The 16,272-nt window shown below is 46.9% G+C and carries 13 protein-coding genes; 6 read left to right on the top strand and 7 right to left on the bottom strand.

The genetic code is table 11. The annotated features are described in order from the left end of the window. Positions 1-5: 5 nt before the first annotated feature. Both K2Y22_00310 and K2Y22_00305 read right to left on the bottom strand, forming a co-directional pair. Entirely contained in the window at positions 6-3,758 is a 3,753-nt protein-coding gene (locus tag K2Y22_00310; protein ID MBX9876875.1) for a DNA-directed RNA polymerase subunit beta, read from the bottom strand. Next, a complete protein-coding gene (locus K2Y22_00305) occupies positions 3,758-5,584 on the bottom strand; it encodes a tetratricopeptide repeat protein (protein MBX9876874.1) in 1,827 nt (608 codons plus the stop codon). The genes K2Y22_00310 and K2Y22_00305 overlap by 1 nt, the downstream gene beginning before the upstream one ends. Before the next feature lie 293 nt (positions 5,585-5,877). Between K2Y22_00305 and K2Y22_00300 the strand changes: the two genes are divergently transcribed. The 3 genes from K2Y22_00300 (at position 5,878) to K2Y22_00290 (ending at position 8,186) form a co-directional block, all read left to right on the top strand. Beyond that, positions 5,878-6,657: a response regulator transcription factor gene (locus K2Y22_00300; GenBank protein ID MBX9876873.1), complete on the top strand. Its 780-nt coding sequence runs from the start codon at positions 5,878-5,880 to the stop codon at positions 6,655-6,657. Positions 6,658-6,756: 99 nt separating this feature from the next. Then, complete coding sequence (locus tag K2Y22_00295; GenBank protein ID MBX9876872.1) at positions 6,757-7,665, top strand: hypothetical protein; 909 nt, start codon at positions 6,757-6,759, stop codon at positions 7,663-7,665. After that, complete coding sequence (locus K2Y22_00290) at positions 7,662-8,186, top strand: GerMN domain-containing protein (GenBank protein ID MBX9876871.1); 525 nt, start codon at positions 7,662-7,664, stop codon at positions 8,184-8,186. Before K2Y22_00295 ends, K2Y22_00290 begins: the two co-directional genes overlap by 4 nt. Here the strand turns inward: K2Y22_00290 and K2Y22_00285 are convergent. Together K2Y22_00285 and K2Y22_00280 are read right to left on the bottom strand one after the other, a co-directional pair. Further along, positions 8,179-9,303, bottom strand: a complete 1,125-nt coding sequence (locus K2Y22_00285; protein MBX9876870.1) for a DegT/DnrJ/EryC1/StrS family aminotransferase — start codon at positions 9,301-9,303, stop codon at positions 8,179-8,181. The two genes, K2Y22_00290 and K2Y22_00285, sit on opposite strands and share 8 nt — an antisense overlap. Beyond that, positions 9,300-10,529 (bottom strand): nucleotide sugar dehydrogenase, encoded by a 1,230-nt coding sequence (locus K2Y22_00280; GenBank protein ID MBX9876869.1) that lies wholly within the window; start codon positions 10,527-10,529, stop codon positions 9,300-9,302. Before K2Y22_00280 ends, K2Y22_00285 begins: the two co-directional genes overlap by 4 nt. Before the next feature lie 143 nt (positions 10,530-10,672). Between K2Y22_00280 and K2Y22_00275 the strand changes: the two genes are divergently transcribed. The 3 genes from K2Y22_00275 to pyrF all read left to right on the top strand — a co-directional run bounded on the left by K2Y22_00275 (position 10,673) and on the right by pyrF (position 12,781). Then, positions 10,673-11,662, top strand: a complete 990-nt coding sequence (locus K2Y22_00275) for an NAD-dependent epimerase/dehydratase family protein (GenBank protein MBX9876868.1) — start codon at positions 10,673-10,675, stop codon at positions 11,660-11,662. 124 nt (positions 11,663-11,786) lie between these two features. Then, positions 11,787-12,002 carry a 50S ribosomal protein L31 gene (gene rpmE / locus K2Y22_00270; GenBank protein MBX9876867.1) on the top strand — a complete coding sequence of 72 codons (216 nt, stop codon included), beginning with the start codon at positions 11,787-11,789 and terminating at the stop codon, positions 12,000-12,002. A 68-nt stretch (positions 12,003-12,070) separates the two neighbouring features. Next, on the top strand, positions 12,071-12,781 hold the full coding sequence (gene pyrF, locus K2Y22_00265) for an orotidine-5'-phosphate decarboxylase (protein MBX9876866.1): 711 nt from the start codon (positions 12,071-12,073) through the stop codon (positions 12,779-12,781). Here pyrF and cdaA read toward each other — a convergent pair. From cdaA to K2Y22_00250, 3 genes are all read right to left on the bottom strand, one after another. Continuing rightward, entirely contained in the window at positions 12,778-13,752 is a 975-nt protein-coding gene (gene cdaA, locus K2Y22_00260) for a diadenylate cyclase CdaA (GenBank protein ID MBX9876865.1), read from the bottom strand. The two genes, pyrF and cdaA, sit on opposite strands and share 4 nt — an antisense overlap. Positions 13,753-13,828: 76 nt before the next feature. Continuing rightward, the gene (lysA, locus tag K2Y22_00255) at positions 13,829-15,181 is read right to left on the bottom strand and encodes a diaminopimelate decarboxylase (protein MBX9876864.1); all 1,353 of its coding nucleotides are present in this window, start codon (positions 15,179-15,181) and stop codon (positions 13,829-13,831) included. 30 nt (positions 15,182-15,211) lie between these two features. Beyond that, entirely contained in the window at positions 15,212-16,267 is a 1,056-nt protein-coding gene (locus K2Y22_00250; GenBank protein MBX9876863.1) for a hypothetical protein, read from the bottom strand. Between the last annotated feature and the right edge of the window lie 5 nt (positions 16,268-16,272).

Below are 16,272 nucleotides of genomic sequence, written 5' to 3'. Positions count from 1 at the left end.
GGTCCTTAATCTTTGTCGCTGGTGACTACATGTTCTTGAGTTGCTGTGGATGTCGTTTGGGTCGAATCTTCTGCCAGGAACATTGTTAATTGACTTATTGGTTCAAAGTCGAGAATGTCCTCGTCGGTGATTTCGCATTCTTCATCTGTTTCTGAGTCGACGTCTGTTTCTAATTCGACATCTTCAGTAATTACGTTGTCTTGTTCTGGCATTGATGTTTCCTCTGTGACTTCTGTTATCTCACTTGTTTCTATAATCTCGGTCGCTGGGTCTTCCGGTAATAGTTCTTTGGTCTCTTCATCTATAAAGGAAGAAACAAAGTCAACTTCCGGATCAATATCGTCAATTAGTGGCTCCTGCGAAACTTCGAGCTGTGAAGGAGCACCGTGCCTGCCTTTGGTCAACGATGTGATTATTGGCGTTGACTGCGGTGGAAGCTCCGGTACATAATCGCCTGCTGGAATTTCCAGGATTTTTACGCCGTCTACTTCCATTTGATTTACGGCAGACACGCCATATTCCTGTTCTAATGTTTTGTTCTGTCCAACACAGGACTTGTCTTGTATAGGTTCAAACGAGTCAACGACGCGTCCAAGTTTTACTTCCAAGCCTAGACCGCGCAATTCGCAACAAAGTCCGTCGAAGGCGGCAGTACGACCAGCTTGAGTGAGTGGCTTTCCTTGAACGATGTCGGCGTAAGCTTGGTGACGACCTTCAATATCATCAGCTTTGATTGTCATCATTTCGTTGAGCAAGTGAGCTGAGCCGTAAGCTTGAATTGCCCAGACTTCCATTTCACCGACTCTTTGACCGCCGTGATTGGCTTTACCGCCGACCGGCTGTTGTGTAACAGCTGCGTATGGGCCACCAAGACCGGAGCGGGCATTTATCTTGTGTAAGACAAGTTGATTGAGTTTGAGAATGTACTGGCGTCCAACTAATACTGGACGATCAAAAGCTTCGCCTGTGCGACCATCGTACAAAGTTACTTTGCCGTCGTGACCCATCCACTCATAACCCGGTGTCTTGCGCACTTCTGCAAGGGCTTGGGTGACTAGTTTGTGGGAAGCATCAGCTTCAATGGATTCGTCAAACTGGTGAATACGGTAATAGCGGTTCAAAATATCGGCGTAGAGTCCAAGCTGCGTATCGAATACTTGTCCGACATTCATACGGCTGGGAACGCCCAACGGATTCAAGACAAGATCAACAGGCGTGCCATCCGGCATGTAAGGCATGTCTTGATCCGGCACAATTGTTGCCACAATGCCTTTGTTGCCATGGCGTCCAGCTAGTTTGTCGCCAACTTCCAATGGGCAGAGGCGTGCAATTAAGACTTCTATTTCGCAGATTAAGCCGGCTTTCAATTCCGGTGTGGTTTCCGGTGTGAAGATGCGCACATCAATTACGCGACCACCCGAACCATGTGGCACGCGAAGCGATGTGTCAGCCATTTCTTCGGCAACCTTGCCGAAAATTGCTTGCAGAAGTTCATCTTCTGCCGACAGTGCTTTTTGTTCTTTTGGCGAAAGCTTTGATATAAGAATGTCGCCTGGTTTGACATGACTGCCTATTTTGGCAATACCGCGTTCATCCAAGTGCTCAAGATCAGCTAAAGCAATGTTTGGCAATTCCGGTGTAAGAATTTCCGGACCACGCAATGTTTGGTGGACGCCAATTGTATGCTTTTCAATTTCAACGTGGCTTAGCTTGTGATCTTTAATCAGCCCTTGGCGTACAACAATGGCATCTTCAAAGTTATAGCCATTCCAGGATAAGAAGGCGATTAACAGGTTGCGGCCCAATGCCAATTCACCTTGATCAATACCTGGACCATCAGCAATAATCTGACCGGTTTCAATTTCATCACCAACTTTGACGATTGGTCTTTGGTCAAGAATAGTGTTCTGGTTGGTTCTGTCGAAACGAATGAGAGGATAGTTTCTTTCTTCGCCACTGGCTTGCTTGACTGTGACGTTTTTGCCGGAGACTTTGGTTACTTTTCCTGCACGTTTGGCAATTACGGAGTGACCTGATGAACGGGCAACAGTCTTTTCCATGCCTGTGCCGACGCGTGGACGCTCAGGGCGCACAAGAGGCAAAGTCTGGCGCATCATGCCGCCACCCATAAGTGCGCGGTTAGCATCATCATGCTCTAGAAATGGAATTAGAGCCGAACCAACAGAGATAAATCCCTGCGGGGCGATACCAATCATGTCTACTTCGTTTGGTGCAACTGTGTAGAAGAGATCGCCGCGGCGAACAGAGACGTGCGGTCCGACTATCTCATCATTGTCCACTCTGGTATCCGGTGGTGCCAGCGTGAAGCGCTTATCGTCAGATGGTGTTAAGTAGCAGATTTCATCCGTGACTTTGCCTTCAACAACACGTCTATACGGCACAGTCATGAATCCATGGTCATCGATACGGCAGAAAGTAGCCAGGTACGAAACCATACCGCAGTTTTTGCCTTCCGGGGATTCAACTAAGCAGACACGACCAATTTGACTGGGGTGAACGTCGCGCATTTCGACAGGAGCGGCGTTTGGATCAATGCCACCAGGTCCAAAGGATGTGATTCTTCTTCTATGCGAAAGTTCTGAAAGTGGGTTTTGTTGGTCCAAATACTGTACAAGCGGATTGCCGCCAAAGAACTTGTTGATGGCGTTAACAAATGCGCGCGTATCAACGAAGTCTGTTGGGCTGCCAATTTCATCATCTTCATGGAGTTCCAGACGCGTACGTACAGAGCGAGCCATTTGACCAAGAGCCGGACGAACCGCTCTTGTTAGAATTTCGCCGACGCCACGTAAGTGCCTGTTTTCTAAGGAGTCGATGTTGTCTATATGACCATGTCCGTGTGGCAAAGCCATCAAATATTCAACAGCAGCCAAGAAGTCCTCAGCAGTCAATTGCAGGGAATCCATTTCAATATTGAGTTTTCCATTGACGCGCTGGCGACCAAGTTGGCCCAGTGAATAACGACGCTTGTCTGTCAATTCCTTAAGGGCTTGGGCACCAGCGGAAGCACCGCCGCCGCCATCTGGTTTAAAGGCACGTCCAACAACAGATAAAGCTTCTTGTTCGGTAATAGGTTTCCAGTCAATGCGGTTGCGGGTGAGCCAAAGTCCAAGACGTTTTTCAATTGTTTGATCATCAACACCCATTGCTGTCAGCAAGGTAGTTGCAGAAACTGCACCGCGCTTAGGCAATTTAATACGGCAACGTGAGCGGCTGGCTTTTCCACCATGTGGTGGGCTAAGTACAAGTTCAAAACTAATAGGCGATCCAAGTTCCGGCAAAAGCAGGGCTTTGAAGTGCAATTGACCATCGCCGTTGAAGTAGATACCGGGAGCTCTAACCAACTGGCTCAAAACAACTCTTTCAGAACCGTTGATTACAAAAGTCCCTCTTTCAGTAATTACAGGCACATCGCCTACATAAGCATTGGTTTTGCGCAATTCGCCTGTTTGCGTGTCGCGCAACCAGACTTCCATGACCAGTCTCTTGGTATGGGTCATGTTAGCGCGGCGGGCTTCTTCTGCTGATGTTGGATAACCGGAGTCCGGTGCGTAATCGTCAAAACGCCAGTGAACTTTTCCGTCTGTTCCAACAAAGGTCAGCTCATAACGAGGATTGAATTCGCTGGCAATTGGTGAGATCTCTGAAAACAGATCACCCAGGGTCGACTCCAGAAATTTTCTGTAGGAGCGCCTGGGGAATTCAGCTAAGTCTGGTGGTTGGAAATAGAATGCCATTATTGCCCTCTTTTTCCTTCACTCAATAAATTTGCTTTGTTAGCTGCCACAGCATTGCTCAAATCCTTGGCGAATTCGGCATTGCCAGGAGCGAAAGCAGCAGCGATGCGGAATTCCGACAACGCTTCACCAAGTTGACCAGCTGCTTTTAAGTTGACGGCTAAACGGTGGTGCAACTCGGCATTGTTCATATTGTTGGTGACCAGCTGATTCAAAAGCTGAGCAGCAGCTTTGTAGTTGCCTTGGGCTTCAAGTGCAGCTACTTGAACCATTGCCGGGTCAGCGACAGTATTTTCTGTAGTTGCTGCGCTTTTTGCAGGAGCAGTAATTTGTGGGGCTGCGGCCGGTACAGCTGCAGGAACAGCAGCAGCAGCTTTAGCTTGCGCGGCAGCTGGTGTTGCAGACATTTCCTTAGCTAATTGATTGGCAAGATCTGTCAATTCAGCTGAGCTTGTGCCCATTACTTTCATGTTGTCTTGCATGCGCTTCAAGCGGGCAGCGGCATTTTTGTTGTTGACCGGATCAATTAATACGCAGGTCAAATAAGCTTGGTGTGCGCCTTTGAAATCGCTAACTGCTTCTAAGCATTGAGCTAGCATAAATTGATAGCGAGCGTTTTTCGGCTCAGCGCCTGCTGCTTGTTTGATTTCAATCAACGCTTCGCGGCTAAGACCTTGTGAAAGTAGAGTCTCGGCAGCAAGTCTGTGCTTTTCCGATCTCGCATGTGCCATAGCACGTTCTAAGCTTGCTCGTCCGGCAGCAAGGCTTGTGTTTTGTGGATCAATTGCTTCCAGTTTGCCATACTCTTGAGCGGCTCCGGCGAAGTTGCCGGTTAACTGATAAGCACCGGCAAGACCGAGGTGGTTTTCCGGCTGTAATGGATTGGCAGCCATTTGTCTTTGCCAAAGTTCAACTAGTGCTTGTCCTGCAGCTGTATCATTCGGATTAAGTATTAGTGCTTTACGTAAGGACGTGACAGCACCTGTCAAATCCTTTTGATTGAGCAAAAGCAACCCTAATTGGCGGTGAGCTTGCGCGCAATCAGGATCTTTTACGATAGCTTGCTGATACCAGTTAAGAGCTGTCGGTGTTTGACCTACACGCAAAGCAAGATCACCCATTTTGGCATAGGTGCGTCCGGAATCTTCCAGCTGCATTGCTGCTTGGTACTCAAGGACGGCTGACTGCACATCACCGGCAGCAAGCAGTTGATCGCCTATTTCCATACGTGCTTCGGCTGATTCAGGATCGCGACCGAGCTTTCTTGTGGCATCTGCTAATAGTTTTCCGGCAAGTCCGTTATCGGGTGCGGCAAGCAAGGCTTTGCGGAAAGCGGCACTGGCAGCCATGTTGTCACCGGCAGCCATTTTTGTTTGACCATAAACTACACAGGCAGCCGACAAGTTAATGCGTAACTGTTTGTTTTCCGGCTCTAGCTGAACTGCTTTCTCGTGGGCGGCAATAGCTTCTGCCCAGCGTCCGGATTTACCCAATTGCACACCCTGGTTGTTGGCGGCAAGCGCTCCTTGCTTGCGTGCCTTTTCGGCGTTGGCTTTATCCAATTGAGCCTTTTTGGCATCATCGATGGCTTTTTGCGTTGCCTTTTCTTCTTCTTCTTTCTTCTGCGCTTCTATTTCGCGGTATCCCGGACGGCGCTTGAACAAAGAAGGGTCTAAAACTGTCTCTTGGGCGCTATCAAAGCTTTTGCCGGTGCGCTTGTATTTGACCTGCTGGTCCGAGCGAGCGTCTGCATTATAAGCAGCAAAAATGCCCAGGGTTAGAGCCAGGGCTATCGATAGAGTTGAATTTAGGCTGACTTTGCTCACAATTTGCCTGCCCGATAGAGCCGATAACATGAGCACAGCTTAACGATTTGAAAATCCGTAGTCTATTGGGGTTTCTCCCAATGAGACCGTAGTATTCCCATGCCCTAAAAGCCAAGCCAGGCTTGCCAAGAGGGGACCGATTTTTGCAACAATCGCCTGTCAGGCGTTTATATATTTACTAAATAAGGTATGTACTTGACGGAATGGTAGGTACAACTATCCATTCAAGGCAATATCAAAGGGCAATCTTGCTAGAATTAAAAGTCAGACTCCTCAAGGATTGAGAGACAAAAGTGTTCCGACCCAGAACGGTAATTTGTGAAAGACATGAACTAATTCGCTTTGGGCTGAAGCGAGTGATAACCGAAGTGGTTGATGTTGTTGGTGAAGCCGCAGACGGTATGACAGGCGTGGAAATTATCCGACGCATGAAGCCTGATTTTGTAATTCTCGATGTTGATCTAGACGTGCTGAACGGTGTTGAAGTATGCCGTCGCGTGCATGACGAGATGCCTAATTCGAACGTCTTAGTCTTGACTGACTCATATCATGCAACCAAGTATCACAACCAATTGTTGCGTGCAGGCTCGCGTGGTTTCTGCCTGAAATCATCCGGACCTAGAACATTATTCGAAGCAATTGAGCAGGTCACCAGAGGACTGCCCTATTGCGATCCAAAAATTACCCAGTTGGTTAAGCAGAATCCAGCTACTTCTTTGCCGAACTGTAACCTGACCGACAGAGAAATTGAAGTACTTATCAGACTGGATTTGCGCAACAAAGAAATTGCCGACGAGCTCGATATGAAGCTGCGCACGGTAGAAAAACACATTGAGTGCATTCTTGCCAAATTGAAAGTACCGACAAGAACAGCTGCTGCTCTGAAGGCTGTGCAATTAGGCTATGTGCTTCTGCCGAAGATGCCGGCACGTGATCCGGTAACTGGTGTTTCGCACGAACAGACAGTTGCAGAATTGCAGGCGGAATTGGCTGTAGCCAACGAGCACTTGAAGGCACTGCTCAAACAAAACGAAGTTTTAAAAGAAGCTTTGGGCGATAAAATCAAGCAGTAACGGCACTTTCCGGGTTCGGGCAATAGATTTAAGGCAGAATAACTTTTGCCATGCAGTTGTGTCTGATATGCTCTTCAGGACACTTACGAGGATGCCCAAATGTCCGAACGGAAGCGCCTTTTAGCCTCATGCTTAGTTCTAGGTCTGATTTTTGTTGCTCAGCCGGCTTTTGCCGACGAAGAGCCGCCATTTCCCGTTGGTCATTCGGTTAGTCGTTTCATTCAGAAAATAAGCGGCGTGAATGCCTTGAGCGCTTTTGTGGCCAGCAAGGCTGCAACCAGAGCTTTGGAGAAGAGACTGGGTGGTCAGGTAAAAGCCAAAATCAAGTCCTACAGCTTTACCGACCTACTTGCCGGCAAAGTCAAATCGCTGGAACTCACTTTTAGAAATGCCAGAGTGCGCGGCATCGAATTAGGTTATCTGCATGTCACGGCAAAAAATCCTCTCTGGTTTAGTTATCGTAAGCGCAAGGATGAACCAACTGGTGTCAACACACCGGTATCACTTAGCCTTGATGGTTGCGTTTCTCAAAAGGACATAACAGCGGCTCTCAAAGATCCGCAAGTAACTTCTTCCTTGAGCACCATGAAACTTGATCTGCCTGGATTAGGAAATCAGCAACTTGAAATTCTCGAGCCGGATGTGAAAATCGAAAACGGCAAAGTAAAAATTAGAGCGACAGTTGTCACCAAAGGCGGCAAAAAGGAAACCGGCGTGCCTGTTACAGTTAGCGCGGTTCCGTATCTTGTCGAAGATGGTGCCAAACTCAATTTGAAAGACATGGACATTCAGTCATCAGAGATTGAAAATCCCGCGGAATTTGCGCAGTTTGTGACGGAATTATTCAATCCGTTGATCAATTTTTCCCGAATGGATAATGGACAACGTGCATTTCGCTTGAATGATTTCAAAATTTCTGGTGCAAAAATAAATTTCGATGGTAAGCTTATTTTGGCTCCGAGAAAAACAACCTCCGCGTTAGCCCAGAAAGCGACTATCACGAGATGAACAAACCCAGACTGATACTAAATGCAGTTGCAGCAATCGGCACAATCGCATTATTATCTGCCTGTACAAATTTCCTAAATCACCTCGATGCTAACTCTAACGCTATGATGGACGACTCTAAACACCAGGTGCGTGTTTGGTTCGTCAAAACTGATCAAAACGGGCAACCATCCCTGGTGCCTGTTTCTCGCGCCACATCTTCGACTGATAAATTGGAAGATGCTGTCTCTGAGTTGCTTAGAGGACCAGAGCCCGCAGAAGAACAAACGGGTCTTGCCAGTGAAATTCCACGAGGCACCATTTTGCTGGACCTCAAGCATGTTGGTGATAATGTTGAGCTAAATCTCTCGCGCCGTTTTTCATCGGGTGGCGGTAGCGATTCAATTGAGACAAGATTAGAACAGCTGCGTCGTACTGTAACTGATGCAGCAGGTGTCCATAAGGTCTACCTGAATGTTGAAGGCGAACGCTTACTAACAGCTGCCGGCGAAGGCATCGAAGTTAGACAGCCTATTAACTAAGTACGGACTTAATTTCTTTGCAAACACTTTTGATGTCATCTTCTGTTAATAGCAACGAAGAAGGCATCCAAATTGCGTGTTCGGATGAATGGCTTGCTATTGGGAAATCGCTGTCCGGCAATCTGTATGGATCTTGTCGGTGCAATGGATGCCAAAATCTGCGATAACCGATATTATTTGCGTCAAAGTGTTTTGTAAGTGCATCCCTATCATTTACATAAGCATCCACCCACTGTGGCGTTTCGCCATCGGCAGTGTTGAACGGAAATAACTTGATACCACTCAAACCGTTAAGTTCATGCCTGTAGGTATCGTAAAAGGATCTGAGCTTCTTTAGCCTGCCTTGTATGTCTTGCATCTGACCGATACCTACGGCTGCTTGCAGGTTCGTCAACTTGAAGTTATAACCAATTGCCGGATGCAAGTCGTCGCCGCCTGTACCTCTGTAGGGACGCCCTTGATCCTTCAGCTGTCTTAGCTTTCCGTGTAATTCTGGATCATCGGTAACAATCATGCCGCCTTGCCCTGTTGTTATTGTCTTATTAGGCGAAAAGGAGAAGCAGCCTATTTGACCATAGGTGCCTGCCGATCTATTGTCTTTTTTTGAGCCAAAGGCTTCTGCTGCGTCTTCGATAACGACCAGTTTGTGTTCGTCAGCAATTTTCATGATGGACCGCATGTCTGCTAGTCGCCCGCTTACATGCACTGGAATTATTGCTTTGGTTTTCTTGGTGATAGCCGATTTGATCTTCTGAGGATCGATATTGAGAGTGTCTTTCTCAATATCGACCAAGCGTGCAGTTGCTCCTGTCATCACGACCGCATTGGCTGTGGCGATAAACGTTGTATCAGGAACAATCACCTCATCGCCGGGACCGATATCAAATGCTTTGAGCGCTAAATAAAGTGCAGCTGTGCCGCTTGTCACAGCTACTGCATATTCGGCACCAATTAAGTCAGCGACAGCCTTCTCTAACTGTTCTGTAACTTTGCCGTCATTGAGGAAACCACTCTTAAGCACTTCATGTGTTAAGTCATATTCGCTGGAGCCTATTACCGGCTGCCACCAGTCTATTTTTGTTGCTGTGGGTTTAGTTTCCTTGGACACTTTGTTCATGTCCTTTCCGAAACGAGAGATTTACTGTCCACCACAACAACAGGGTTTTTCATCGGCCAAAATCCCCATACGTCAATAACTAATTTGTTTGGTGGCAGAGAAATGTTTTTGTAGGCGCTGTGCGGAGCTCCAAGAATGATGACGTCAGCGGAAGCGATTGCTTTGTCTAGTGATATAAAATTGTCATTTTTGATAAACGGATCAGTGCAGAAAACTTCCTTGGCGTAGACTTCCAAGAGATTCTTTAGCTTGAATGCCAGTGAGTCTCGAATATCATCACTATCACCTTTAAACGCCATGCCCAGGATGGCAACACGTAGATTTGGCAAGTCGTGTTTTTCTAATTGCTCAATGATGAAATTAGGAATGGATTCGTTGACTACCATTGCTGCATTTCCCATGAAAAATAAGTTGTTGGAAAATGCGCAGAGCTGAAGCGTATCTTTAAGCAAGCATGGACCAGCGGTAAAGCCTGCTTTTGGATAAGGCTTCATACGCGGATAGTCTTTGGAAAACGCATCGTAGATTCGGTAAAAATCGATATTGTATTTTTGGCAGAGTATAAAAAATTGGTTGGACACGGCAAAATTCAAATACCGCCAACTGTTCACGAATAATTTTCCTAGCTCGGCCTCAATGGGGTCTATTCGTATGACTGACGGAGCAAAACGAGTAAATAGATCTGTGGCTAATTTCGCTGCTTCCTCTTCAAAAGCACCAATTATCTGCGGTAGGTCTCGGAGTTCTTCTAAGGCCTTTCCTTCAGCGATACGCTCAGGACAAACAGCTAGGTGAATCTTTCTGCCCTGTGACTGTAATCTTTCATAAATGAGCTTCGAAACACCTGGATACATAGTGCTTCTTAAGATGAGCAGGGCTCCATCCTTCATGTGCTTAATTGTATTATCGGTATGACTGTATAACTCTTTCAGTAAAGGATTAAGGTGGCTGTCGACCGGTGTACCTATAACTTCGACGACGATATCGGCATCAGCCAGTTCTTCCATTGAATTTGTTGCTTGGAGAGTCTTGCCGATTACCTTTTGCAAGACTGGTTCCATATTCTCTTCAAGAAACGGCATCCGTCCGGAATTAACTAGAGCGATTTTGTCTTTGTCTACGTCTATAAGGAAGACTTCAAGATCGTCAAGAGTCGCCAGTACCACCCCAAAGGGTAAGCCGACGTGCCCGCAACCACCGAGTATGGCAATTTTCTGTTTTCTCATTAAAAGCCCTAACGGCAAGCTGCCTGCGCAAGTGTATATATTGGAATAATACCACCCAAACAGGGCTCGTCATCACCAGAAAGCAGGATTGTGCTACTCTAAAACCTGCCTGACTGGTAGACAAGAACTGTGAGATTTATCGCATGAAAATGCTCATTAGCGGCAGCGAGGGATCGCTTGCACAAATGGTGATACCGGAATTCCAAAAGCTTGGACATTCCATTATCGGCGTTGATAATTTTGCCAGGTACGGCACCATTGATCGCAAGAGAAATTACGAATTCATGCAAATGGATTTGACTGATTCATCAAGCGTAAAAGATCTTTTCAGCAAGCATCAAGTTGATGTTGTGTTTCACGCAGCAGCACTTGTTTATGGCGTAATTGGCTTTCATGAAAAACCGGCCGATATTATCGTCGACAATAATTTGATGACGATGAATTTACTCAAGCATGGTGCAGACAAGATTCGTCATTTTATCTATCTTTCTTCAAGTATGGTCTACGAAAGATCAAAAACTGTTCCTCACAAAGAGGAAGATGCCGATCTTTCACAAGTTATGTCAACTTCCTATGGACTATCCAAATACATAGGCGAAAGAGTAGTTAAGTCTTTTCACGAACAATACGATACTAAGTACACTATCTGGCGTCCATTCAACATCATCACTCCCTTTGAGTCACCGGAAGATCAAGGTGTGAGTCATGTCTTCGCTGACATGATTCGTAAAATAATCGTTGAAAAACAACAACCATTGAAGGTATTGGGTGACGGGCAACAAGTTCGTTGCTTTACCAATATTTTTGATGTAGCGGAAGCTATTGCGACCTATTCGCTGGATGCAAAAGCAGTGAATGAAACCTTCAATATTGGAAATCCGGAGCCGGTCACTATTTTGCAATTGACAGAGTTGATTGTTCAAATAGCAAAAGAGCGCAAGCTATTGCCGCAAAGCTATAGTCTCTCTTACGAGCATTTGCCTGTTTATGCCGATGATGTACGTATGCGTATTCCTGATGTAAGCAAAATCGACAAAGTCTTTTCCTGGAAAGCAAAAACTACGCTGCGCCAATCGCTTGAGCAGTGTATAGAACACCAGATTAAGACCAAGGTCCTTTCGGTCTGCGAATAGCCATTGATGAGAGCCCGTAAAGGTAGCCAGGGCAAATCTTAAAAGGTTGTTTCTCTTCTGGTCGACCCCTCTTTGCGTCTGCTATGATATTTCGTTCTAGATTAATTTTTCCCGGGATGTAAAGATGAAAGAAGGAATCCATCCTCAGTATCACGAAATAACCGCAACTTGCGTTTGCGGTGGCAAAGTCGAGCTTGGTTCGACACGCTCGGATATTAGAGTAGAAATTTGCAGCAACTGCCACCCATATTTCACTGGCATGCAGAAAATCATCGACACGGAAGGTCGCGTAGATCGCTTCCAGAAGCGTTATAACCGCGATAAGGCAGTCGCTAAGTAATACGAGTCTCACTCGAGCCTGCCTGGCGTGCTAGTATGAGCGCGTCTTAATTTTTGGTGGGTTGAATCATGGCTGGCAAAGAGAATTTGATTGTTGCGCTGGATGTGCCCACTTTGGCTGAAGCGCAAAAGCTGGCTGACGAGCTGCGTAATGAAGTCGGCATGTTCAAAGTAGGACTTGAGCTTTACAGCAGAGAAGGGCTTGCTCTTTTATCCTGGTTTTCCCAGGAGTCGTTGCCGGTCTTCTTTGACGGCAAGTTTCACGATATTCCCAACACAGTCGCTGCTGCAAGCGCCGCTGTAGTCGCTCACAACGTGAAGATGTTTAATGTGCACGCCGCCGGCGGCTCGAAAATGATAGGAGCTGCCGTAGAAGCTTGTGCGAAGGCAAACGGAGCCAAGCCTATTCTTCTGGCTGTAACAGTATTAACCAGCATGTCTCAGCAAGTAATGAACGATGAAATTGGCATTGCCGGACAAGTTGAAAGTCAGGTGAAGAAGCTGGCGTTGTTGGCTAAATCTGCCGGGGCTGATGGAGTGGTTGCATCTGCTAGCGAGGCAACGCTTATAGCAGAAGCCTGTGGTCGGGATTTTGTAATTGTTACACCAGGCATTCGCCCGACTTGGGCTGGACAGGATGATCAAGTGCGGGTTGTAACCCCAGCTGACGCAATTGCTAATGGTGCTCATTACATTGTGGTTGGACGTCCAATTGTCAAAGCAGCAAATCGCAAAGACGCTGCTAAGCGTGTCGTGGACGAGCTTTTGTCGGCCGGCTAGACTGGTTCGCCTTCCGGCTCTTCAGACTCAGCTTGAGGCTTTTCTTCGATAATTCTGCCCATCTGTCCTTTGAAGCCAATTGGACCGCGCCTTGGTTTGCCAAAGACAGAGAGAAACAATTGCAAAGGATTTGATGGTCTATCTGTGCTTTCGTGATCGTACATGTATGAAAGCGGGTCATTCAATTCATCTGCGTCATTGAGGCGCATAAGCATGCCGCGACTGGCAAGAGAGATAGCTCCTGTTTCTTCTGAAACAACAATGCAAAGCCCATCGTAAATTTCGGAAAGTCCCAAAGCTGCTCTATGACGTGTGCCATAACGATAACTCAATTTAGGATTGTCTGTTATAGGAAGAATTACCCCAGCTGCAACAATTTTGTCTTTGCGCAGAATTGCCGCACCGTCATGCAATGGAGAAGCAGTATGGAAAATGCTCAAAAGAAGATCATGCGATACATCGGCGTTTACAGGTGTGCCTGGTGTTAAGTAGTCCCATTCGGCTTCCGGCTCCTCAACCACAATGAGGGCACCACATTTGATGCGCGAAAGTTCGCGAACGGCAGCAATGATTTCTTGAATGACCATTCGTGATCTGTGCTTTTCGCTGTCTCTTAGTGAAAGGTCGATGCGAAACGCTTTACCGCGACCTAAATAACCTAAACCTCGACGAATCTCCGGCTGGAAAATAATGAGAATACCCAGAAGAGCTACGGGAATCAGGGATTGCAGAATCGATGTAATTAATGTGAAACCTAGCGCCCAGGAGGCAATACAAATGCCGACTAGTGTCATCAAGCCTTTGACTAAGCGTTCGGCTTGTGTGCCTCTTATGCGGCCCCAGAGCCATACGATCGCGTAAAAGATGATGAAAAGCTCGATAAAGAGTCTAGCTAGGGACAGCCAATCGGCATGCGAGATTGCCGTCTGCAAGATGCTGAAATCAATTGTGAGCTCTTTAAGAGGATTCACTTTGTCACCTACCCGCTTGCCGCCCCGTATTAAGGAAGTTGTTTCCTAATGAGGGCTACCATAACGATTATATGCCTCAGACGGCACAATTTCTCGCCTTTTTTGCCCTTAAATAATCCGGAATGCGATCTTGTCTTAACAGATCGTCGGCATTTTCCCGTTCGATGATAACGTTGGCAACTCCGTCCTTGACCAACACGCAGGCAGGACGCCCTGTGCGATTGTAATTGGAGGACATACTGTAGTTGTATGCGCCGGTGCTGAATACGGCTATCAAATCTCCTGTGTCGGCATTTAGTTGAATGTTTTTGATAAGAACATCACCTGATTCGCAAAACTTGCCGACCAAGGTAATCCTCTTTCCGTTGGAATTTTCATTCCTGTTTGCCACACAAGCAGAATACTTTGCTTGATAGGTAACGGGGCGGGGATTATCGGCCATTCCGCCGTCTATCGATACATAGGTGAGATCACCCGGCAAAACCTTTTGGTTGCCGGCTCTATAGATTGTTACACCTGCAGTGCCGACAATTGCGCGACCTGGCTCGACTAACAGTTTCGGCAGTGTGAGATTTCTTTGCTGAAAGCTTTCTTGTACTTTCTTGCCGATGGCTCGCGACCAGTCGTAAATAGGTGTTGCTTTGTCTTGCTCCGTGTAGGTTATGCCTAAGCCTCCGCCGACATCGAGGTGAGTCAAATTCACACCCCGAGATTTCAACTCGGCGTAAGAATCGGCCATGATATCGACTATATCCAAGTATGGACCGATATCGTGTGATTGTGAGCCAATATGCGCGTGCAACCCGAGTAGCAACACAGAGGGTGCAAGAGTCTGAGCTTGTTTGGCAATTCGGGTTACTTCTTCCAGCGCTAGACCAAATTTGCTGTCATGTTGCCCTGTCTTTATATAGTGGTGCGTATCTGGCTCAACACCTGGTGTCACTCTCAAGAGAATTTTTGCCGTAGTATTTTTTGCTTTCGCTAATTCGGCAATGAGATGCAGTTCTGATTCGCAATCGACAACGATGCGAACATTGTTGGCTATAGCCGTTTCAATTTCTTCTCTGGATTTGTTATTTCCGTGCAAATAGACAGACTCACCTGACAGTCCGGCTTGCATGGCTGTGTGCAGTTCACCGTAAGAGACAACATCAAGACCCAGGTCGAGCATTTCCGTTAAACGGCACATTGCCAAGCAAAGAAAAGCTTTGCCTGCGTAAAGCACCTGCCAGTCTGGATATTTAGAGTCCTTGAGTCCGTCCTTGCAGGCGTTGGCAGACTGAGCAATTGTTGCCTCGTCCATAATCCACAAAGGTGTGCCGAATTGTTCGGCTAAGACAGTAGTATCAGCTCCACCAATTTCCAGGTGTCCAAGCGAATTGGTGCGAGCAGTAATAGGACGAATGCTGGTATTCGGCGAGTTATTCACCGCCACATCGTAGCATGTCGGGTCAATGATTTACGGCTTGATTAGGTAGGCGTATTTTGATGAGCTGATTGTTTGAATGCTGCGAATACTCTGATATTCGCCGGATTCTGCCAATAGTTCGTGCTCAGGCGATTGATTGATAAAGCCTCGATTGTCTTTCTTTGAGTGCCAACGATGTTGTCGGGCGCTAATTTTTGCTTGTAAAGAGTCGGCTCCACGACCAATTCCGAATCGTCTGTTGCTCAGACCGGAAAGGCTTGTGCCCAATAAATATGCTTGGTCGCCATTTTGTACAAGCAGGACGCTGCCGCTTATCTCTACTTCGTCAGTGCCTGTTAAGTCGAACAATGTACTTAGTTGGTTTGGGTCGAGCCAACCATCGCGATTGGAGTAGATTCCAACTACTTTGCTGCGAGTGATGTAAACCATTGCCATGGCATCGTCATGTTTTTGTTTGACGACAATGCAACCAGGTGATGTTGATTCCAGAAGCAGGTCCATTGCTGCCTGGAAATAATCTTTGGCTGATTGTTGGTGGCTTATTCCGAGCGGCTGTCCTTGAAACAGAGAAGCTGCCGCTAGAACTATGTCTTCGGGTAACTGGTGCACAATGAGTGTATTGTCCGGTGAAGAAAGATCTTCAAGGGCGCATGCCAGACCTTCTTCTGAAAATATTTGATGCTCGAGAGTACGTTCGCCAAAAACACAACCTAGTGAGCGTCCACGATAAAGCAAAATAGCCGATCGCGATCTGGTGATAGGCGAGACAATTTTGAAGCAACCTGTAACTTGGGCGCCCTCTAAGTTGATTAAAAGCTGATGGAACTTCACGTCAGCTGTTTGTGTCGTTTCAGCCTGGCTGTGTGCAAGAGGGCCGGGCATGAGGTCTATTGCTCTGCGACTGGCGCCAAAAAATACTTTCGGTTTGTTCTTTTGTTTGGCTTTCGGATTCTGAAAACTCGTTCTCAATTGCTTAAGGCGATTGGAAATCACCTGCAGCTCTTGAGGCGTGTGAGTTTCAGCAGGAATTTCGCCCTGCCCAAAAAGTTTTTCGAACGCTTTTACAAGGGCGTTTTTAGAAGTCATCACCG

This window comes from Candidatus Obscuribacterales bacterium (genome assembly GCA_019744775.1).
GTDB lineage: Bacteria > Cyanobacteriota > Vampirovibrionia > Obscuribacterales > Obscuribacteraceae > SBAT01.
This window is presented reverse-complemented; position numbering and strand designations above follow the sequence as displayed.